At 44.9% G+C, this 18,850-nt stretch carries 27 protein-coding genes; 25 read left to right on the plus strand and 2 right to left on the minus strand.

Annotated elements, in window-relative coordinates; genetic code table 11:
* Positions 1–23 precede the first annotated feature (23 nt).
* The 22 genes from rplF to D829_RS0127350 all read left to right on the plus strand — a co-directional run bounded on the left by rplF (position 24) and on the right by D829_RS0127350 (position 14,821).
* On the plus strand, positions 24–566 hold the full coding sequence (gene rplF, locus D829_RS0127245) for a 50S ribosomal protein L6 (RefSeq protein WP_017692089.1): 543 nt from the start codon (positions 24–26) through the stop codon (positions 564–566).
* A 117-nt stretch (positions 567–683) separates the two neighbouring features.
* The gene (gene rplR / locus D829_RS0127250; protein WP_017692090.1) at positions 684–1,052 is read left to right on the plus strand and encodes a 50S ribosomal protein L18; all 369 of its coding nucleotides are present in this window, start codon (positions 684–686) and stop codon (positions 1,050–1,052) included.
* Between the two features lie 27 nt (positions 1,053–1,079).
* Positions 1,080–1,577, plus strand: a complete 498-nt coding sequence (rpsE, locus tag D829_RS0127255; protein ID WP_017692091.1) for a 30S ribosomal protein S5 — start codon at positions 1,080–1,082, stop codon at positions 1,575–1,577.
* A gap of 13 nt (positions 1,578–1,590) precedes the next feature.
* A complete protein-coding gene (gene rpmD, locus D829_RS0127260) occupies positions 1,591–1,776 on the plus strand; it encodes a 50S ribosomal protein L30 (protein WP_017692092.1) in 186 nt (61 codons plus the stop codon).
* Between the two features lie 43 nt (positions 1,777–1,819).
* Positions 1,820–2,260, plus strand: coding sequence for a 50S ribosomal protein L15 (gene rplO / locus D829_RS0127265; RefSeq protein WP_017692093.1), 441 nt, complete (start codon positions 1,820–1,822; stop codon positions 2,258–2,260).
* A complete protein-coding gene (gene secY, locus D829_RS0127270) occupies positions 2,260–3,558 on the plus strand; it encodes a preprotein translocase subunit SecY (protein WP_017692094.1) in 1,299 nt (432 codons plus the stop codon). Before rplO ends, secY begins: the two co-directional genes overlap by 1 nt.
* A 90-nt stretch (positions 3,559–3,648) precedes the next feature.
* Positions 3,649–4,293: an adenylate kinase gene (locus tag D829_RS0127275; RefSeq protein ID WP_017692095.1), complete on the plus strand. Its 645-nt coding sequence runs from the start codon at positions 3,649–3,651 to the stop codon at positions 4,291–4,293.
* 3 nt (positions 4,294–4,296) lie between these two features.
* Entirely contained in the window at positions 4,297–5,049 is a 753-nt protein-coding gene (gene map, locus D829_RS0127280) for a type I methionyl aminopeptidase (protein ID WP_017692096.1), read from the plus strand.
* A 10-nt stretch (positions 5,050–5,059) separates the two neighbouring features.
* Positions 5,060–5,368, plus strand: coding sequence for a KOW domain-containing RNA-binding protein (locus tag D829_RS0127285; protein ID WP_017692097.1), 309 nt, complete (start codon positions 5,060–5,062; stop codon positions 5,366–5,368).
* A gap of 3 nt (positions 5,369–5,371) precedes the next feature.
* Complete coding sequence (gene infA / locus D829_RS0127290; RefSeq protein ID WP_017692098.1) at positions 5,372–5,587, plus strand: translation initiation factor IF-1; 216 nt, start codon at positions 5,372–5,374, stop codon at positions 5,585–5,587.
* A gap of 152 nt (positions 5,588–5,739) precedes the next feature.
* Positions 5,740–5,853 carry a 50S ribosomal protein L36 gene (rpmJ, locus tag D829_RS0127295; RefSeq protein ID WP_003333770.1) on the plus strand — a complete coding sequence of 38 codons (114 nt, stop codon included), beginning with the start codon at positions 5,740–5,742 and terminating at the stop codon, positions 5,851–5,853.
* A 20-nt stretch (positions 5,854–5,873) separates the two neighbouring features.
* The gene (gene rpsM, locus D829_RS0127300; protein WP_017692099.1) at positions 5,874–6,242 is read left to right on the plus strand and encodes a 30S ribosomal protein S13; all 369 of its coding nucleotides are present in this window, start codon (positions 5,874–5,876) and stop codon (positions 6,240–6,242) included.
* A 19-nt stretch (positions 6,243–6,261) separates the two neighbouring features.
* Positions 6,262–6,657, plus strand: a complete 396-nt coding sequence (gene rpsK, locus D829_RS0127305) for a 30S ribosomal protein S11 (protein ID WP_017692100.1) — start codon at positions 6,262–6,264, stop codon at positions 6,655–6,657.
* Between the two features lie 136 nt (positions 6,658–6,793).
* Positions 6,794–7,738 (plus strand): DNA-directed RNA polymerase subunit alpha, encoded by a 945-nt coding sequence (locus D829_RS0127310; protein ID WP_017692101.1) that lies wholly within the window; start codon positions 6,794–6,796, stop codon positions 7,736–7,738.
* Positions 7,739–7,772: 34 nt separating this feature from the next.
* Positions 7,773–8,138 carry a 50S ribosomal protein L17 gene (gene rplQ, locus D829_RS0127315; protein ID WP_017692102.1) on the plus strand — a complete coding sequence of 122 codons (366 nt, stop codon included), beginning with the start codon at positions 7,773–7,775 and terminating at the stop codon, positions 8,136–8,138.
* Positions 8,139–8,297: 159 nt separating this feature from the next.
* Complete coding sequence (truA, locus tag D829_RS0127320; protein WP_017692103.1) at positions 8,298–9,071, plus strand: tRNA pseudouridine(38-40) synthase TruA; 774 nt, start codon at positions 8,298–8,300, stop codon at positions 9,069–9,071.
* Between the two features lie 207 nt (positions 9,072–9,278).
* Positions 9,279–9,716: a 50S ribosomal protein L13 gene (gene rplM / locus D829_RS0127325; protein WP_017692104.1), complete on the plus strand. Its 438-nt coding sequence runs from the start codon at positions 9,279–9,281 to the stop codon at positions 9,714–9,716.
* 19 nt (positions 9,717–9,735) lie between these two features.
* Positions 9,736–10,128 carry a 30S ribosomal protein S9 gene (rpsI, locus tag D829_RS0127330; RefSeq protein WP_017692105.1) on the plus strand — a complete coding sequence of 131 codons (393 nt, stop codon included), beginning with the start codon at positions 9,736–9,738 and terminating at the stop codon, positions 10,126–10,128.
* A gap of 799 nt (positions 10,129–10,927) precedes the next feature.
* Positions 10,928–11,620: a phosphoadenylyl-sulfate reductase gene (locus tag D829_RS0127335; protein WP_017692106.1), complete on the plus strand. Its 693-nt coding sequence runs from the start codon at positions 10,928–10,930 to the stop codon at positions 11,618–11,620.
* 24 nt (positions 11,621–11,644) lie between these two features.
* Positions 11,645–12,814 (plus strand): sulfate adenylyltransferase, encoded by a 1,170-nt coding sequence (gene sat / locus D829_RS0127340; RefSeq protein WP_017692107.1) that lies wholly within the window; start codon positions 11,645–11,647, stop codon positions 12,812–12,814.
* A gap of 68 nt (positions 12,815–12,882) precedes the next feature.
* Positions 12,883–13,638, plus strand: coding sequence for an N-acetylmuramoyl-L-alanine amidase CwlD (cwlD, locus tag D829_RS0127345; protein WP_017692108.1), 756 nt, complete (start codon positions 12,883–12,885; stop codon positions 13,636–13,638).
* 79 nt (positions 13,639–13,717) lie between these two features.
* A complete protein-coding gene (locus tag D829_RS0127350; RefSeq protein ID WP_017692109.1) occupies positions 13,718–14,821 on the plus strand; it encodes an Mrp/NBP35 family ATP-binding protein in 1,104 nt (367 codons plus the stop codon).
* 88 nt (positions 14,822–14,909) lie between these two features.
* Here the strand turns inward: D829_RS0127350 and gerD are convergent, their stop codons facing one another.
* The gene (gerD, locus tag D829_RS0127355) at positions 14,910–15,662 is read right to left on the minus strand and encodes a spore germination lipoprotein GerD (RefSeq protein WP_017692110.1); all 753 of its coding nucleotides are present in this window, start codon (positions 15,660–15,662) and stop codon (positions 14,910–14,912) included.
* Between the two features lie 125 nt (positions 15,663–15,787).
* On the opposite strand from gerD, the gene D829_RS0127360 reads away from it, so the two are divergent.
* On the plus strand, positions 15,788–16,420 hold the full coding sequence (locus D829_RS0127360; protein ID WP_017692111.1) for a KinB-signaling pathway activation protein: 633 nt from the start codon (positions 15,788–15,790) through the stop codon (positions 16,418–16,420).
* A 102-nt stretch (positions 16,421–16,522) separates the two neighbouring features.
* Here D829_RS0127360 and pdaB read toward each other — a convergent pair whose 3' ends face one another.
* Entirely contained in the window at positions 16,523–17,299 is a 777-nt protein-coding gene (gene pdaB, locus D829_RS0127365; RefSeq protein WP_017692112.1) for a polysaccharide deacetylase family sporulation protein PdaB, read from the minus strand.
* A gap of 122 nt (positions 17,300–17,421) precedes the next feature.
* Between pdaB and D829_RS0127370 the strand changes: the two genes are divergently transcribed.
* A complete protein-coding gene (locus D829_RS0127370) occupies positions 17,422–18,039 on the plus strand; it encodes a stage II sporulation protein M (RefSeq protein ID WP_017692113.1) in 618 nt (205 codons plus the stop codon).
* Positions 18,040–18,194: 155 nt separating this feature from the next.
* Complete coding sequence (locus D829_RS0127375) at positions 18,195–18,425, plus strand: hypothetical protein (protein WP_017692114.1); 231 nt, start codon at positions 18,195–18,197, stop codon at positions 18,423–18,425.
* Positions 18,426–18,850 lie beyond the last annotated feature (425 nt).

The following is an 18,850-nucleotide window of genomic DNA, read 5'->3' on the forward strand; positions in this document are numbered from 1 at the left end:
TCACAAGATAGGAGGTGCAACATATGTCTCGTATTGGTCGCAAACCAATCACAGTACCAAGTGGTGTAGACATCACCCTGGACAACACCGTTATTACGGTAAAAGGACCTAAAGGAACTTTGACTCGTGAGCTTCATAAAGACATGAAGGTTACAGTTGAAAATAACGAAATCACAGTTGTGCGTCCTTCCGATAACAAAACTCACCGTTCTTTGCACGGCACAACGCGTAGCGTTGTAAACAATATGGTGAGCGGCGTTACTGAAGGATTCGCGAAATCTCTGGAATTGGTTGGGGTCGGATATCGTGCAAGCAAATCCGGAGATAAAATCGTTCTGAACGTTGGTTACTCTCACCCGGTTGAAATTACACCGGAAGCGGGAATCGAATTCGAAGTACCTTCGAATACAAAAATCATCGTTCGCGGAATTGACAAAGAGCGTGTAGGTGCTTACGCTGCTAAAATCCGTTCCGTACGTGAACCTGAGCCGTACAAAGGTAAAGGTATTAAATATGAAGGCGAGCGTATCATCCGTAAGGAAGGTAAAGCCGGTAAGAAGAAATAAGATTTCTCTTACCGCCTTTGCGCGGCTTTCGGCTTGCTTGCTTCGTGTGTTTCTAATATACCCCGTGGCTTCTGCTTTGAAGCCAGCGAGGTAACCTGAAAGGAGTGAATCTTTGAGATGATTACGAAACCAGATAAAAATAAGGCTCGTCTGAAAAGACACCTTCGTGTTCGTAAGAAAATCCAAGGAACGGCAGCACGTCCTCGTTTGAACGTATTCCGTTCTGGTAAACATATGTATGCTCAAATCATCGATGATGTTGCTGGTGTAACAATCGCTTCCGCGTCTACCGTAGACAAAGAATTGAGCACTGACATCAAAAATGGTGCATCTGTTGAATCAGCTCGTAAAGTTGGCGAACTCGTTGCTAAACGTGCGAAAGACAAAGGTGTTTCCAACATCGTATTTGACCGTAGCGGTTATCTGTACCATGGTCGTATCGCAGCATTGGCTGAAGCGGCTCGTGAAGCAGGACTTGAGTTTTAAGATATTTTTCAAAAGGAGGTTAACGACTTGCGTGTAGATCCGAATACTTTGGAACTGACTGAAAGAGTTGTAAATATTAATCGCGTAGCTAAAGTAGTAAAAGGCGGACGCCGTTTCAGCTTTAGCGCACTGGTTGTAGTCGGCGACGGCAACGGCTGGGTTGGAGCTGGTATCGGTAAAGCGGGCGAAGTACCTGATGCAATTCGCAAAGGTATTGAAGACGCTAAGAAAAACCTTGTACACGTTCCACTCGTAGGAACATCGATTCCTCACTTGGTAACAGGTAAGTTCGGCGCAGGACGCGTGCTGTTAAAACCAGCATCTGAAGGTACTGGTGTTATCGCTGGTGGTCCTGTACGTGCGGTTCTCGAACTTGCTGGTGTAGGTGACATTTTGACAAAATCTCTGGGTTCTTCGAATTCCATGAACATGGTCAATGCGACTTTGGAAGGTTTGTCCCGTTTGAAGCGTGCTGAAGACGTGGCTAAACTGCGCGGAAAATCCGTCGAAGAGCTTCTGGGTTAAGGAGGGAATTCTCATGGCTAAATTAGAAATTACCCTCGTCCGCAGCTTGATCGGACGTCCGGAGACGCAAAGAACAACTGTGAAAACATTGGGTTTGCGCAAAATCAATAGCAAAGTGGTTCAAAACGATAATCCTGCCATCCGTGGTATGATTAACAAAGTAAGCCACTTGGTTGCTGTTAAAGAAGTAGAAGCTTAATATCGGGTTAATCCCACAAATCTTTAAGGAGGTGCAACGAACGATGAAGTTACATGAGCTTTCACCATCTCCTGGATCCCGCAAAGAACGTAAACGTCTTGGTCGCGGTCCAAGTAGTGGTACAGGTAAAACATCAGGTCGCGGTCACAAAGGACAAAATTCTCGTTCTGGCGGTGGAGTACGTCCAGGCTTCGAAGGTGGACAAAATCCATTGTATCGTCGCTTGCCAAAACGTGGTTTTGTAAACCCAACTCGCAAAGAATATGCAGTTGTGAATACTGAAGACCTGAACAGTTTTGCTGCGGGTACTGAAGTAACTCCAGAATTCTTGATGACGAACGGCGTAGTTAAAAACGCTAAATCCGGAATCAAAATCCTGGGTAACGGTGATGTCACTGTGAAGCTGACTGTTAAAGCTAACAAGTTTTCTCAATCTGCTATTGAGAAAATTGAAGCTGCCGGCGGTACAACCGAGGTGATTTAATGTTCAAGACCCTAAAGAATATCTGGCGGGTTGAAGATCTGCGCAAAAGGGTATTATTTACCCTTTTTGTACTGATCATTTACCGCATCGGCTCCTTTGTTCCCGTACCGGGAGTTAACAAAGACGTGTTCGAAGCGACAAATTCTGCGGGTAAAGAAGTTTTTGGACTTCTCAATACGTTCTCGGGTGGAGCGCTGTTCCAGTTCTCGATATTTGCGCTCGGGATCGTGCCTTACATCACTGCGTCTATCATAGTACAGTTGCTTTCCATGGACGTTATTCCTAAATTAGCGGAGTGGGCAAAGCAAGGTGAACAAGGTAAGAAGAAATCTGCACAATTGACCCGTTATTTAACGATTGGCCTGGCATTGATTCAAGCGTTTGGTACGTCGATCGGATTCAACCGCTTGTACAATACAGACATGATTCCTAACGCTACATTTGCAGATTATATCTTGATCGCGATTGTACTTACGGCCGGTACTTCATTCCTGATGTGGCTTGGTGAGCAGATCACCGAGAAGGGCATAGGAAACGGGATTTCGATCTTGATCTTTGCGGGTATCCTATCTACGGTGCCTAACATTATCAAACAAACGATCGAATCCGACTTCATTCAACCTGACCAACTGTTTATGAATATTCTTAAAGGTGTTATCATCGCAATTGTTATTGTGTTGATCATCATAGGGGTCATTTACATTCAGCAGGCGATTCGGAAAATTCCGGTACAGTACGCTAAACGTGTCGTAGGTAACAAAATGTACGGTGGACAGAATACACATATCCCGCTGAAAATTAATGCAGCAGGTGTTATCCCTGTTATCTTTGCATCATCGCTGTTGATGTTCCCGACGATCATCGCCAACTTCTGGGCAGATCGCTTATGGGCACAATGGATCGGACAGAATCTGACTACACACAAACCTCTTGGAATGTTGTTGTATGTCGTGATGATCTTCGGTTTCACATTCTTCTATACTTTCGTACAGATGAATCCTCAGCAGATGGCTGATAATATGAAAAAGAACGGCGGTTACATCCCAGGCATTCGCCCGGGTAAAGCAACCGAGAAATATCTGACCCGTGTCATGACTCGTTTGACAATGGCCGGTGCCATGTTCTTGGCAGTCATTTCCGTTCTGCCTGTAATCTTGGGGGCACTGTCTGGTTTGCCTCAATCTGCGCAAATTGGAGGAACATCCCTCCTGATCGTTATCGGTGTTGCGCTGGATACGATGAAGCAAATCGAAAGCCAATTGATCAAACGCCACTACAAAGGTTTTATCAATAAATAGGCAATAGGTACCGGTGGAGTGAAGATTTACTTGCCGGCACCTATTGTGCTGTTTGTTGATGTAGGGTAGTCTTGGAGGGAGTGACATAACGTGAACATCCTATTCATGGGCCCTCCGGGGGCAGGAAAAGGAACACAAGCAGACGTCATCGTGAAAGAGTTCGGTATTCCCCATATTTCAACAGGCGATGCATTTCGTCTCGCGATCAAACAGGGAACTCCCATTGGCATGAAAGCCAAGGAATATATGGATCAAGGATTGCTTGTACCAGATGATGTAACCATTGGCATCGTTGAAGAACGTTTGCAGCAGCCTGATTGCAGAGAAGGTTTCCTCTTGGACGGATTTCCAAGAACCCTTTCCCAAGCAGAAGCGCTCGATGGCATTCTGGATCGATTGAACTCAGGTCTCGATCATGTAATCAACCTGAAAGTGGATCGCAACAAATTGCTCGCTCGTTTGACGGGGCGTCGAATTTGTAAAAACTGTGGTTCCACTTATCATGTGGTATTCAATCCGCCTAAGCAGGAAGGTATTTGTGATAGATGTGCTGGTGAGTTGTATCAACGCTCTGATGATAATGAAGAGAGTGTAGGTACACGACTGGACGAGTATATCAACAAAACAGCACCACTCCTCACGTTCTATGAGACTAAAGGTCTTCTTCGACAAATGAACGGAGAACAGGATATCGATCAAGTTTCTCAAGAAATCGTGTCCTTACTGAGAGGTTAATTGATGATCATTGGTAAGTCCGAAACGGAACTGGGCTTGATGAGGGAAGCAGGGAGAATTGTTGCGGAAACGCATCGTCTCTTGGCAGAGCATATCGCTCCCGGTATTACGACTGGAGAACTTGACCATATGGCCGATCAATATATCCACAGTCAAGGAGCTGTGCCGTCTTTCAAAGGTTATAACGGTTTCCCTGCCAGTGTGTGCGCTTCAGTCAATGAAGAGTTGGTACATGGATTTCCCGGCAAACGCAAGTTGAACGAGGGCGATATCGTTACGTTTGACATTGGCGCGCAGTACCAGGGGTATCATGGAGATTCCGCCTGGACTTATCCGGTCGGCCGTATTTCCGAAGAAGCCCGTCGTCTTCTGGACGTTACCGAGGCTTCGTTATACGCAGGTCTGGCGCTGGTAAAACCGGACGTTCGCTTGTTTACAATATCTCATGCGATTCAGAAATATATTGAAGATGAAGGGTTCTCCGTGGTTCGTGAATATGTCGGTCACGGCATAGGTGCAGATTTGCACGAGGAACCAAAGATTCCGAACTATGGTCTTCCTGATCGGGGACCACGGCTTAAAGCGGGCATGGTGCTGGCCATAGAGCCGATGGTTAACGTAGGTAGACGGTATGTGAAAACGTTGGAAGATAACTGGACTGTCGTCACAGTTGATGGAACGTTATGTGCCCACTTTGAACACACCGTAGCAGTTACACCAGATGGTATGGAAATTTTCACGAAACTGAATGCGTAGGTGATAAGGCATGAACAATCAGTCTAATCCGCAGCTCGGTCAACTTGTGAAGATCCGTAAAGGCCGCAATGCGGACCAAGCCGCAGTAATTGTTGCTATAGCGGACAGTAAGTTCGTATATATTGCGGATGGAGACAAACGTAAGTTTGATCAACCCAAGAAGAAGAATCTTCTTCATCTTGAACTCCAGCCCATGATTAGTAGCGAGGTTGTGAACAGTTTAAACGAGAGTGGTCGGGTGACAAATGGAAAGCTCCGTTACGCGGTTCATTCATTTCTGGAATCCACCAACATTCAAGCTGAAGAGAAAGGAGACTGACTAATGGCCAAGGAAGATGTCATTGAAGTGGAAGGTACGGTTCTCGAACCGCTACCGAATGCAACATTCAAGGTTGAGCTTGAGAACGGTCATCAAATTCTCGCTCACGTTTCCGGAAAACTGCGGATGCACTTTATCCGTATCCTGACTGGAGACAAAGTAGTTGTTCAGTTGTCGCCTTATGATTTAACAAAAGGTCGCATAACTTACCGTAAATAGTAGTAGACAGTTGCAATGAACTGTGAAGCTTATGAAGCGGGTTTTGCCCGGCAAAACTTGCGAAAGCTTCGAAGCCGGTTTTACAATAGTAGAACAAGGTCAATGCTTACGAAGAGGGTTTTGCTTAGCAAAACTTTGAGGAGGTAATTCACATGAAGGTAAGACCTTCGGTCAAGCCGATTTGCGAAAAGTGCAAAGTCATTCGCCGCAAAGGGAATGTTATGGTTATCTGTGAAAATCCGAAACACAAACAAAAACAAGGTTAAAGAAGGGGGTGTAGCGTAAAATGGCACGTATATCTGGTGTGGATTTGCCACGTGATAAGCGCGTTGAGATCGCCTTGACTTATATTTTCGGAATCGGTAAAACGACTTCCCAGAAAATTCTGAGCACAACAGGCATCAATCCGGACACTCGTGTTCGTGATTTGACGGAAGATGAAGTCGGCAAATTGCGTGAAAGTATCGATAAAGAGGTCAAAGTAGAAGGTGACCTGCGTCGAGAAATCTCTTTGAATATTAAACGTTTGACGGAGATCGGTTGTTACCGTGGAGTTCGTCATCGTCGTGGTCTGCCTGTTCGTGGACAACGTACGAAAACGAATGCTCGTACTCGTAAAGGTCCTCGTCGTACAGTAGCGAACAAGAAGAAATAATAAGGGGGGATAAGAGAAAATGGCTAAACCGAAAAAAGTCGTACGTACTAAACGTCGTGACCGTAAGAATATTGAATCTGGCGTGGCGCATATCCGTTCCACTTTCAATAACACTATCGTTACTATTACGGATCCTCACGGAAATGCAATTTCGTGGGCAAGCTCCGGCGGCCTCGGATTCAGAGGTTCCCGTAAATCGACTCCGTTTGCTGCACAAATGGCTGCTGAGACTGCTGCCAAAGCTGCAATGGAACATGGGATGAAAGCCGTTGAGGTTATGGTTAAAGGACCAGGCGCAGGCCGTGAAGCAGCGATCCGCTCTTTGCAAGCTGCTGGTCTTGAAGTTAACCTGATCAAAGACGTAACTCCAGTCCCGCATAACGGATGCCGTCCTCCAAAACGTCGTCGTGTCTAATGAGATTTGCCCCTGCGTGTGGTATATTTCCGGCACAATCTGCTAATAATGGTTGTTTAGGCATACTACTACATGTTTTCGCAAGAGAAGGTAAATGTTTCATAGAGGACCGACGTTTTGAAGGAGGGGTATTGCAGTGATTGAAATCGAAAAGCCGAAAATTGAGACGGTAGACGTCAACGATGATGGCACCTATGGGAAATTCGTAGTAGAACCGCTTGAGCGCGGATACGGTACGACGCTTGGAAACTCGCTTCGCCGAATCTTGCTCTCGTCACTGCCGGGTGCGGCAGTGTCTTCGGTTCAAATCGATGGCGTTCTGCATGAATTTGCTACAGTTCCTGGCGTAATGGAAGATGTAACGGAGGTTATTCTTAACCTGAAAGCTTTGTCGCTTAAGATTCATTCGGACGAGGAGAAAGTGCTCGAGATTGATGCTGAAGGCGAAGGAGCAATTACGGCTGGAGATATCCGTGCTGACTCCGATGTGGAAATCCTTAACCCGGATTTGCACATTGCTACGCTCGGACCAGGTTCGAGACTTCACATGCGTATTTTTGCCAATCGCGGTCGCGGCTACGTCCAGGCAGATCGGAATAAACGCGATGACCAGCCGATCGGCGTCATCCCAGTCGATTCCATCTTCACCCCGATCAGTCGCGTTAACTACGCTGTGGAAAATACGCGTGTCGGTCAGGTGACCAACTATGACAAGCTCACGTTGGAAGTTTGGACTGATGGAAGTATTCGTCCTGAAGAGGCTGTAAGCCTCGGCGCTAAAATTTTGACTGAGCATTTGATGCTCTTCGTGGGTCTTACAGACGAAGCGAAAGATGCAGAGATCATGGTCGAAAAAGAAGAAGACAAAAAAGAAAAAGTACTCGAAATGACGATCGAAGAGCTGGATCTCTCTGTTCGTTCCTACAACTGCCTCAAACGTGCCGGTATTAATACCGTGCAAGAGCTGACTACGAAAACGGAAGAAGACATGATGAAAGTCCGTAACCTCGGACGCAAGTCTTTGGAAGAAGTTCAAGAGAAGCTTGAGGAACTTGGTTTGGGACTCCGTACAGAAGAATAGACAGCCGAGTGCTTGAAGTGAAGGAGGGATAACAATGGCATACCAAAAGTTGGGCCGTAATTCCAGCGCACGTAAAGCTTTGTTCCGTGACCTGGTAACCGACCTGTTCTTATACGAACGCATTCAGACAACTGAAGCGAAAGCAAAAGAGGTTCGCTCTATTGCTGAAAAACTGATCACTAAAGCGAAAAAGGGAGATCTTCATGCCCGTCGCCAAGTGGCAGCTTATGTTCGCCGCGAAACTATCGATGGTGAGCAAGATGCAATCCAAAAACTGTTTAGCGAATTGTCCGGTCGTTACGCTGAGCGTCCAGGTGGATACACTCGTATCTTGAAACTGGGACCTCGTCGTGGTGACGCAGCGCCAATGGTTTACTTGGAACTGGTAGACCGCGCGTAAAACAGATGAGATGAGGAAAGGGGACAGAATCAACGATTCTGGATTAACCCTTTTTTTCTCTTCATTTCGGAATTCGTGCTGTAATAGAAGCTCCGTAAGGGGCTTCTTTTGCTGTTCGGGATAGGGATATGTATAGTATGGAACAAAGGTGTGGTAATAATGCGGAACTTATGTATGACGTTAACTTATGATGGCACTGCCTATTTCGGCTTCCAAGTACAGCCGGGTGGGAATACCATTCAGGATCATCTTGAAGATGCGATTCGTGCTTTAACCGGTGAGAAGGTTAAAATTACAGGTTCAGGCCGAACAGATGCAGGTGTTCACGCCCGCAGACAAATCTTCAATTTTCCTACGGAGTCCCAGATCCCGATTGAACGTTGGTGTATTGCACTCAACTCCAGATTACCCTCCGATATTGTCGTTATTGATGCGATTGAAGTTTCGGCTGATTTTCATTCTCGCTATGCAGCGAAAAAGAAAACGTATCGTTATACAGTCAATGCGAATCAATTTCCGGATGTATTTAACAGAAGACTGCAGTATCATCATCATGCGAAGCTTGATATTATGGCAATGCAGGAGGGCTTACGACATTTCATAGGGACGTATGATTTTACCTCTTTTGCTTCACGCAAGTCTCAGAAAGAGAATCATGTCCGTTCGGTGTACGAAGCATGGATGGAAGTGGACCGATCAATGTGCAGAGACCATCCGCGCGATCAGGGTGTCATTCACATTTATGTGAGTGGTAACGGCTTTTTGCAGCATATGGTTCGTATCATTGTAGGTACACTGCTGGAGATCGGAGAGGGCAAACGGAAAGCCTCTGATGTACCGAATATGATTGCTGCATGTAACCGATCTGCTGCAGGACCTACTGCAGTTAGCTGTGGTTTAATGCTCTGGGATCTTGAATACAAAAAAGATTAAATTTCGTGAGTGAAAAGTTTAATTAACACTTGCGATTTAATCGATTATCCTGTAATATAAAAGTTGTGTTTTCTTAATGGCTTTCCCACAGCCCCAATTAAGATGTTCACATCGAAATATAACAATCCATCAACACCTAAAGTTATAACCTAACGAACGAAGATAAATGAAAATAATGATTTTGAACATTTTAAGGAGGAACTTTTCATGCGTACTACGTACATGGCGAAGCCTAACGAAGTTGAGCGCCAATGGCACATCATTGATGCTGAAGGCAAAACCCTCGGACGTTTGGCGAGCGAAGCAGCTGCTTTGATTCGCGGCAAACATAAGCCACAATTCACTACACACGTGGACACTGGCGATTTCGTTGTTATCATCAATGCTGAGAAAATCGTATTGACTGGTAAGAAAATGCAAGGTAAAAAATACTACCGTCACTCGATGCACCCAGGTGGTTTGAAAGTAACTACAGCAGAAGAAATGATCAAGAACAAACCTGAGCGTGTGTTGGAATTGGCTGTTCGCGGTATGCTTCCTAAAACTCGCATGGGCGAGAAAATGAAGCTGAGACTTAAAGCGTACAAAGGCACTGAGCATCCACATGCAGCACAAAAACCAGAAGTTTACGAACTTCGCGGTTAATTAAAAGGAGGACAGTTTCATGGCACAAGTACAATACTATGGGACAGGTCGTCGTAAACATTCGGTAGCACGTGTTCGCCTTGTACCGGGTGAAGGACGCATTGTCATCAATAAACGTGATATTAATGAATACTTCGGTTTGGAAACACTCAAACTGATCGTAAAACAACCACTGAACTTGACAGAAACGCTCAACAACTATGACGTTCTTGTTATTGCTCATGGTGGCGGAATCTCCGGTCAAGCCGGCGCAATCCGTCATGGTATCTCCCGCGCTCTGCTCAAAGCAGATCCGGAATACCGTGCATCCCTGAAAAAAGCAGGATTCCTGACTCGTGACCCACGTATGAAAGAGCGTAAAAAATACGGTCTTAAAGCGGCTCGTCGCGCACCTCAGTTCTCCAAACGTTAATATTAAAAGCCTTTGGCCTCGGTCAAAGGCTTTTTTATATATTCATGACTATTACGCCATATATTATATTAGTTTATGCGATAGCCCTCATATCTCTGATGTCTCTCCCGATGCTCTGCATTTTTCCTTCATTGCCTTTTCAATGTGCTCTTACTGTCCCTCAATACAGTCCTATAATGTGTACGTTAATACATCTACATCTTACTGAACCTCTCTAATCGTTTTAGATCATTGGATTTGCTCTTACGCTCTTACCCATCGCTCACCACACATTCTATAACAGCTCATATAAATCATCGTTTAGAACTCGCGCCGGATTTCTTGAATGCACTCAGCTTACTGTTTTGCGCTTAATTCTTTGGTGCAAACCTTATCAGTATTTCTTATGGAAACGATAAAAGTCCCTTACATATCAACAGCTAAAAGTCGCAATGCTGCTCCCCTTAAAACTTTTGTTTTTCTTCCTTCATTTTCAATCGTCCAGTGATTTTTGGATGCTGTTCTTGACGACAAGAACCGTCCAAACCCAGCAGCAGCAAAGGTTTTACAGGCTAAGAGATGTATTTATACCTGCCTAATGACCTGGGCCAACAGCATTGTTTTTATCTCATTAGCAGAGAAATGGATAAATTGAACCAAAATATTGTGTGAGAGTCACGATCAAAAATGGGCAAAAACTGATTTATTTTACCATATGGCAGGCATTGACATCCCCAATGAAAGATTTATACTAAACATAATTCATATTAGATTAGTCGGCTTTAGATGTATTGAAATGCAGAATGGGGGAAATTCACAGATGAACTTGTTGGAGAAAGAAGAATTGGCACGGACGAAGGCAGAGGAACTGGAACATGTTAGTCCGGAGGATATTATTCGGTATGCTATTGAAACATTCCCAAATATCACTTTTGCATGTAGCTTTGGTGCAGAAGATGTTGTACTTGTAGATATGTTGCAGAAGATCAGCCCATCCACAGATATTTTTTATCTGGATACAGATTTTCACTTTAAAGAAACATACGAAACACGTGATAAGATGCAGGAGAATTACAACCTTGAATTTGTACGCGTCTCACCTAAGATTACTCCGGAAGAGCAGGCAGCTCAACACGGTGAAGAGATGTGGAAGTCTGATCCCAATGGGTGCTGTAACATTCGCAAAGTCGAACCGTTAACACGTATTCTTTCTCAGTATGATGCATGGATTACAGGTATTCGTAGAGATCAAGCACCAACTCGTGCAAACTCAAAAAAGGTTGAATATGATTCCAAGTTTGGCCTGATGAAGTTTAATCCGATTGCGCACTGGACGACTGAGGATGTATGGCAATATATTCGTGACAATAACGTTGTATATAACCCTCTTCATGATCAGAACTACCCAAGTATTGGTTGTGAGCATTGCACACGTCAAGTTATGCCTGGCGAGGACCCACGTGCCGGACGCTGGTCTGGTAATGATAAAACGGAATGTGGCCTTCATAAATAATAAGATATACAAGGAGCTGACAAGATGACATCGATTCTGCCTCATGGAGGTACGCTGGTTCAGCGTATCGTACAAGGAGAAGAACGGGAGCAGTTGTTGCAAGACAGTAAAAACTTATCCTCTTTGCTTATTAATACCTGGACGATATCAGATTTGGATCTGATTGGTGTGGGTGCGTTCTCACCACTTGAAGGTTTCTTGAATGAGGAAGATTACCTTTCGGTGGTGTCTCGCATGCGTCTTGCCGATGGAACAGTCTGGAGTATACCGATTACACTTGCTGTTGACGATAAACAAGCCGCATCCCTCCAGATTGGTGAACGTGTGAAACTTGTTGGTGATCAAGATGGGGTAACTTATGGATTGCTCGAAGTCCAAAGTATATACCAAGTGGATCAGGGTGAAGAAGCCCAGCGTGTATTCAAAACAGATGATCCCGAGCATCCGGGTGTTAAAAAACTGTTGGAGCGTCCTGCAACATACGTAGGAGGTCCAATCCAAGTGTTAAACCGTCCAAAACCTTCGAAATTTGAAGAATTCTATTATGATCCTGCAGATACCCGGAAAATTTTTCAGGAGAAGGGTTGGAAGACGGTAGTGGGTTTTCAGACACGTAATCCGGTCCATCGGGCTCATGAGTATATCCAGAAGAGCGCTATGGAGATTGTAGACGCACTCTTCCTGAATCCGCTTGTTGGAGAGACGAAGTCGGACGATGTTCCCGCAGATGTTCGGATGAAGAGTTATCTGGTATTACTGGAGAACTATTACCCGGCTGATCGTGCGTTCCTTGGTGTGTTCCCCGCAGCAATGCGGTATGCCGGTCCACGTGAAGCTATTTTCCATGCGATGGTTCGCAAAAATTACGGGTGTACCCACTTTATTGTTGGTCGTGACCATGCGGGTGTGGGTGATTATTATGGAACATATGAAGCACAGGAGATCTTTACTAACTTTACAGCAGAGGAACTGGGTATCACACCGCTGTTCTTCGAACATAGTTTCTTCTGTACCAAATGTGGAAACATGGCATCCAGCAAAACTTGCCCACATGATAAAGAACATCATATGGCGCTTTCCGGCACCAAAGTACGCGGGTTGCTCCGTGACGGCCAGTGCCCTCCTCCTGAATTTACACGTCCTGAGGTAGCTCAGGTGCTGATTGAAGGAATGGCGGAGCAAGTCCGGTCCTAGCGGTATATTTGTCCATCTTGTCCCATATAGATGATTAGAGTCATTTATAGGGACGAGGTGGTTTTTTTATGCGTAAAAATATGGGGAAACACTTTGTAGTCTGGATCAGGTTAAAGACAATCAAAAGGGTCATGCTAAGTCTCTGTCTGCTGGCCATGTTAATGGCGGTAATGTCCTATGAACTGCCTTCCGCTAAGACGTCAGGTTATTGGAGTTTGCCAATGGCGGGTAAAGTCATTGCCATTGATGCAGGACACGGAGGTCCAGATGGAGGAGCGGTGAGTAAACAGGGGGTTATTGAAAAAGATATCAACCTGTCTATCGCCCTGTATGTGAGAGATTATTTGCAACAGGCAGGGGCCTTAGTGGTTATGACACGAGAAATAGACACTGATTTGGCGGAATCGGATACCAAGGGGTACTCCAAACGCAAGACGGAGGATCTGAAACAAAGAGTACGGCGGATAGAGGATAAGCAAGCAGATCTCTTTATTAGCATTCACATGAACAGTGTCCCATCCAACCGATGGAGTGGAGCGCAGGTTTTCTATACAACTAACCATCCGGATAACGAAGGTTTGGCTAATCTGCTTCAACAAGAGATGGTTCGTAATCTGGAGAATACAGATCGAATCGCCAAAACGGTGAATACGGTTTATCTGTTACAGGCTCTGAAGATCCCTTCAGCGCTGGTAGAAGTGGGTTTCCTTTCTCATCCGGAAGAGGCGCGTATGCTTGCCGACGAGACTTATCAACGTAAAGTAGCTGCCTCGATCTATAATGGAATTCTCAGATATTCCTCAGGAGAACGGCCTAAAAGTTAGTCATAACAAGAAGGGTAATGATATAATTGGAACAGCATACCTAATTACATGCCAATAGATAAAGCTGAGGTGCTGTCTGATGTTATCAAAAGAACAGATACTTGAACTATTACAGCCATTACAAGAACCGCAATTGGGAGTAAGTCTGACCGAGCTGGAATGGTTTCGAGATGTTATGGTGAAAGAAAATCATGTGGCTCTGACCATAGTGACACTGGAAAATCGACCTGAGGATACAACAGCTTTGAGTGATGCAGCGCGTAATCTGTTGTCCCAGCACGGACTGAAGGATGTACATATTCGTGTGCGTGCAGCTTCTGAGCATGATCGTGAGAGCCTGAATATGGGACAACCCGATGATGATGAGCCAGATCGGGACGAAGTGCTCGTAAAAGGTCATGCAGCGGGCCTGGATGGACATGAGCTGTTAAGTCCTGAATCAGGTGTTCGTTTTATTGCTGTGGCCAGTGGTAAAGGTGGCGTTGGTAAATCAACGGTAACCGTAAATCTCGCTGTAGCCTTGGCACGTCAAGGCAAGAAAGTGGGCTTAATTGATGCGGATATCTATGGCTTCAGTGTACCCGACATGATGGGGATTGAAGAATATCCGGTCGTTGAAGATGGTGTTATTCAACCAGTTGAACGTTTTGGCGTCAAAATCATGTCGATGGGCTTCTTTATTCGGGAGAACAACCCGGTCATCTGGCGTGGACCTATGCTAGGTCGGATGCTGCGTCAATTCTTTACGGATGTCCAGTGGGGCGAATTGGATTATATATTACTGGATTTGCCACCAGGTACGGGAGATGTTGCTTTGGATGTGCATCAGATGTTGCCACAGAGCAAGGAAATCATCGTTACCACACCGCATGCAACAGCAGCTTTTGTCGCAGCACGTGCGGGTGCGATGGCCATACAGACCGACCATGAGTTACTTGGTGTGGTCGAGAATATGGCTTATTATGAGTGTGGCAGTTGCGGAGAGAAGGATTATGTCTTTGGTCGTGGAGGTGGGGGAAGACTTGCGGAAAGTCTGCATACAAGCTTGCTTGCCCAGATTCCATTAGGGACGCCGGATAATCATCCTTCCGAGCCTGATTTCTCACCTTCGGTATACAAAGCAGATTCCCGTATAGGGGCTATCTATGACGAAGTTGCCCGGTCCATTGAATCCAAATTCTAATGGTATGAGTGTTATAAATACAAATAAAGCCTGCGTCCACTTGGATGCAGGCTTTTCAGTATCTGTGGTGTGTATTAACACCTGCTGTTTATGATCCTCCGCCGCCCGAATCTCCACCGCTTCCACCATCTCCGCCATCACTGCCACCTTGGCCCTGACCGTCTTGCTGTCCACCTTGCTCTTGCCCTTTTTGTCCACCACTTTCTACTTTGGGTTGCAGTTCGTCCTGCACTACCTTCTTGAGCAAAGTGAGTACTTCCATGCGGAACAACGGATTTTGCATCACTTCCTGCATGACAGTCATCGTCTGTTTGCGATAATCCGGAGTCTTCGTCAAATCCATGAACATCTTGGATACCTCAGGTGACTTCATGATGTCTTCAACAGACTTTTGATATGTGGGATCTTTAATCAATTGCATATGAAGTTGTTTACTTTGTGCGTTGATCGCTTTGGCAAATTCACCCGCAAACTGCGGATCGGTCATGATCTTTTCGAATTCCTTCTTATATTCGGGAGCTGTGATGGTATCTTTTACTGCAATACGTATTTGTTCCGAAGATTGCACAGGCATTAACATTTTCATACCAATGGATCCCGAAGCACCACCCGAACCGCCCCCCTCTTCAGAACCGCTGCTTCCGCTGGATGAGCTTTGACCTGTAAGAGCTTCCTCCACCGCTTTCTTGCCTTCGTCACTTTTCAAAATATCTACAACCATTGTTTTCATCTCTTTATAACTGCCCTGAGGAGGCGAAGAACTCTGATCTGAACCGCAGCCGGCAAGCATGACGGATAGCCCCAGTACGACACAGCATAGCTGCCACAAAGGCCGTTTCATGTGTACAATCCCTCCTTGATTAGATACTGGATGTAGTATGTGATGGGAAAGGGGGAAATATGTTGAGCAATGATGGTTTTTTGCTGAGAAGGTTGGTAAAATAAACACTCGGGGGTGGAAAACATTTGAATTTACGTAGATGGTTTTTCCTGTTTTGGACAGCCTTGCTTATTGGGGCCGCGGGAGCATTGGGTACAGGATTGATTATGATGCTGGTGAACGGGGAGAAAACAAATGGATTGAATGATTTTCTTCTGTATCTTTTGATCCTATTTGGATCAGGGGTTATGATCAGCGTATATTCACAAATGGGTTTCTTTGCATATCTGATATTGAATTATATGGGTAAAGGTGTTTTTCCAAAGCGCGGTTGGCAGATCGTGCAGATTGTACTAACGGTGTTAGCCCTGCTTGACGTGATGTTTTTACGTCTGTTTGTTGGGGGAGACCGGGAGCGTATATCGGATATTGTGTTAGGTATCATGATTTTGACAGCTGCAATTGTTACCGCTTACGTTAAAGTAAAGCTGACTCATATCTCCGCGCTCGTACCTACACTCTTTTTCATGATTGCCGTCACCATAGTGGAGACGATCGGCGTATTACGTATTGATGTGAATGCTGCAACCATATTTATTGTGGTTCCCTTGCTCCTATGTAATGCATACCAAATGCTGATATTGCACAGGCTGGTGGATGTATCGACGAACCGGAGTGTAAGTGGAAAGGCAGAACAGTTGAAAGAAAGCCGTGCATAGAATTTATTTTGCATAAAAAACATACCAAAAAGAGCTAACCTGGTTAGCTCTTTTCAACTTTTAAACTCGTATTCGAGCTGTGTAGCTCAAGCAATCTACCAATTATTGACCGCTGGCTTGATCACGAACTTCCTTACCTTCCACACTGGAATGGTTAAGCAACTCAGATACGGTTACGAATTCATAGCCCTGATTTTTTAATTTGTCGATAATGACAGGGAGTGCTTCATGCGTTTGTTTAGAAGAATCGCTAGCATGCAGCAGTACGATGTCCCCTGGATGTGCCTTGCTTACTACGCGATCAACAATGGTCTGTACACCAGGGTTTTTCCAATCCAAGGAGTCGGTATCCCACTGCACAACCTGATAATTCAGACTATTGGCTACCTGAAGCACTCGTTTGTCAAAGTCCCCGTTGGGCAGACGTAGTAATTTCGGTTCTTTTCCCGTTAAATCGGTTAAAATGCTATGAGCTGTCGAAATTTCTTTGCGTATTTCTTCTTCGGTCAGGCTGCTGTAGTTCTCATGTTTGTGACCATGGCTGCCAATTTCATATCCTGCCTCTTTGATGGCAGTAACAATTTCGGGATGTGTCTTGCTCCAGGGGGAGGAAAGGAAAAATGTTGCCTTCTGCACTTTATTTTCCTGAAGAACTTTCAGAATCGGCTCTGTCCGTTTATCCCCCCAGCTAATGTCAAAGGTAAGTGCGATTACCTTCTTCTCGGTTGGAACGCTGTAGACGGCTGATGGTGCTTCCTCCGAGAATACGGAGACATTGCCTCTCTCCAGATAAATAATACCGATCGCAAAGATGGCAGCAACGAGGACAATCAGGTACCGTTTAATCTTTTTGCCGCTAAATACATAGAACGAGTTCATTTCAATAAGCGCCCCTCTCCCATAAGAAATGCTTGTTTACTCTCCAATGTATGCTCGTACTCCCCAGTTATTCGTAACGGAACCTTGTTTGTCCATCATTTTAGATTCTACAGGAGGTTATTATGTTAAAATTCAGTACATTTTTTAAAGATCTTGGTTCCATCCGCAGTGCATTAATCTGGTCCGTAGTTTTGTTTGCTGTTGGTATAGGGGCAGGGTGGGTGAGTACAGGGCCACTGGAAGAACTGTTGTTGAACCAAATCGGAGGATTACGTGAAGTCAGTGAACGGCTGGAGCAGGGGGGCAATGTGCAATGGAACTTCTTCCTGTTTATCTTTTTCAATAATGCCATCAAAAGTGTACTTGTCATCTATGCCGGTATATTCTTCGGAATTCTGCCTGTCATCTTCCTGCTGATCAATGGGATGGTCCTTGGATTTGTAGTGCACACCACGATGAATTATGGAGCAAGCTTCTATGATATTGTGGTTAAAGGTTTACTTCCACATGGTATTATTGAGATTCCGGTCATTATTATTGCTTGCGCCTTCGGACTGAAGTTTGGTGGTCTGGTTATCAAAAGCCTTGCGCAACTTGGAAGTGACAAGCGAAATACGATGGGTACCCGGTGGAGAGCATTCATGAATAGGACGTTAACGGTATCCTTTTGGGTTGTCATCTTGCTTCTTGTTGCAGCAATCATCGAAAGCACACTTACGTATACTCTGGTGAGAGGATAAAATTTTGTGATGGTTGGCATTCATAAATTTTCAGAAAGTTGACCATAACAATAAAACGGGTTCCAGCAGCACCCACAAAAGCAAGAATGCACGGGGTGTTGCATGAAACTTGTGTAAGTGTGATAAAGAGGCTATGCACAAAAAGGAGAACTCTAATGCTGGGTATGTTGTTTAACGAGAAGGAATGCAAGGAATTAGACTATGTGCTGCGTAAAGAATTAGATGAGATGCTTTTTGATCTAAGTGACAATCGTCTTGACCAAGAGATCAAATATGCTATCGCGAGCCGATATAAGACTGTGTTCCGCATGTATGCACGCTTTGCCCCGCCAAAAGAGTTGTCTAAGTATGCAAGAGGTGGGAAGCTGAAAAAGTCGAAGCCATAATGCTGAAGCTGGTCATATATTCGATTTACAGTAGTGGAAGTGAGGTGCGGCTCTTAATAACGGGTGCTGTACCTCTGAACCATGAGAATGTGAAATTGTTAAGGGGTTCATACTTTTTGTCGAAAAAGGGTTGACCTTTCTTATTTCATATGGTAAATTAATTTTCGTTCCATTTTTAGGAGCGGTTCACCGAAACAAGCATGAAAACAAAGCGATTGAAAATAATCGAAAAATAATGCTTGCAAAGAGAACCTCAACATGATATATTATAAAAGTCGCCGCTGAAACGACGACAACATGAAAAACAGCACTAAATTGAATGTTTGATCTTTGAAAACTGAACAACGAGTGAGTTACGATCTTGCTTGCAAGATCGACGCTGAGAAATTGGTACATGTCTTCGGACTGTATGATTTCGAAGCAAA

The sequence above is a fragment of the Paenibacillus sp. PAMC 26794 genome, assembly GCF_000316035.1.
In the GTDB taxonomy this organism is placed as follows: domain Bacteria; phylum Bacillota; class Bacilli; order Paenibacillales; family Paenibacillaceae; genus Paenibacillus.

What these genes read in the sequence shown, in the direction of transcription:
- D829_RS0127375 (WP_017692114.1), top strand. Translation starts at nt 18,195, where the DNA reads ATGCTGGGTATGTTGTTTAACGAGAAGGAATGCAAGGAATTAGACTAT.
- sat (WP_017692107.1), top strand. Translation starts at nt 11,645, where the DNA reads ATGACATCGATTCTGCCTCATGGAGGTACGCTGGTTCAGCGTATCGTA.
- rplF (WP_017692089.1), top strand. Translation starts at nt 24, where the DNA reads ATGTCTCGTATTGGTCGCAAACCAATCACAGTACCAAGTGGTGTAGAC.
- infA (WP_017692098.1), top strand. Translation starts at nt 5,372, where the DNA reads ATGGCCAAGGAAGATGTCATTGAAGTGGAAGGTACGGTTCTCGAACCG.
- rpsK (WP_017692100.1), top strand. Translation starts at nt 6,262, where the DNA reads ATGGCTAAACCGAAAAAAGTCGTACGTACTAAACGTCGTGACCGTAAG.
- rplO (WP_017692093.1), top strand. Translation starts at nt 1,820, where the DNA reads ATGAAGTTACATGAGCTTTCACCATCTCCTGGATCCCGCAAAGAACGT.
- D829_RS0127285 (WP_017692097.1), top strand. Translation starts at nt 5,060, where the DNA reads ATGAACAATCAGTCTAATCCGCAGCTCGGTCAACTTGTGAAGATCCGT.
- map (WP_017692096.1), top strand. Translation starts at nt 4,297, where the DNA reads ATGATCATTGGTAAGTCCGAAACGGAACTGGGCTTGATGAGGGAAGCA.
- D829_RS0127350 (WP_017692109.1), top strand. Translation starts at nt 13,718, where the DNA reads ATGTTATCAAAAGAACAGATACTTGAACTATTACAGCCATTACAAGAA.
- rpmJ (WP_003333770.1), top strand. Translation starts at nt 5,740, where the DNA reads ATGAAGGTAAGACCTTCGGTCAAGCCGATTTGCGAAAAGTGCAAAGTC.
- rplM (WP_017692104.1), top strand. Translation starts at nt 9,279, where the DNA reads ATGCGTACTACGTACATGGCGAAGCCTAACGAAGTTGAGCGCCAATGG.
- D829_RS0127370 (WP_017692113.1), top strand. Translation starts at nt 17,422, where the DNA reads ATGTTAAAATTCAGTACATTTTTTAAAGATCTTGGTTCCATCCGCAGT.
- rplR (WP_017692090.1), top strand. Translation starts at nt 684, where the DNA reads ATGATTACGAAACCAGATAAAAATAAGGCTCGTCTGAAAAGACACCTT.
- secY (WP_017692094.1), top strand. Translation starts at nt 2,260, where the DNA reads ATGTTCAAGACCCTAAAGAATATCTGGCGGGTTGAAGATCTGCGCAAA.
- truA (WP_017692103.1), top strand. Translation starts at nt 8,298, where the DNA reads ATGCGGAACTTATGTATGACGTTAACTTATGATGGCACTGCCTATTTC.
- pdaB (WP_017692112.1), bottom strand. Translation starts at nt 17,299, where the DNA reads ATGAACTCGTTCTATGTATTTAGCGGCAAAAAGATTAAACGGTACCTG.
- rpsI (WP_017692105.1), top strand. Translation starts at nt 9,736, where the DNA reads ATGGCACAAGTACAATACTATGGGACAGGTCGTCGTAAACATTCGGTA.
- gerD (WP_017692110.1), bottom strand. Translation starts at nt 15,662, where the DNA reads ATGAAACGGCCTTTGTGGCAGCTATGCTGTGTCGTACTGGGGCTATCC.
- cwlD (WP_017692108.1), top strand. Translation starts at nt 12,883, where the DNA reads ATGCGTAAAAATATGGGGAAACACTTTGTAGTCTGGATCAGGTTAAAG.
- rplQ (WP_017692102.1), top strand. Translation starts at nt 7,773, where the DNA reads ATGGCATACCAAAAGTTGGGCCGTAATTCCAGCGCACGTAAAGCTTTG.
- rpmD (WP_017692092.1), top strand. Translation starts at nt 1,591, where the DNA reads ATGGCTAAATTAGAAATTACCCTCGTCCGCAGCTTGATCGGACGTCCG.
- rpsM (WP_017692099.1), top strand. Translation starts at nt 5,874, where the DNA reads ATGGCACGTATATCTGGTGTGGATTTGCCACGTGATAAGCGCGTTGAG.
- D829_RS0127335 (WP_017692106.1), top strand. Translation starts at nt 10,928, where the DNA reads ATGAACTTGTTGGAGAAAGAAGAATTGGCACGGACGAAGGCAGAGGAA.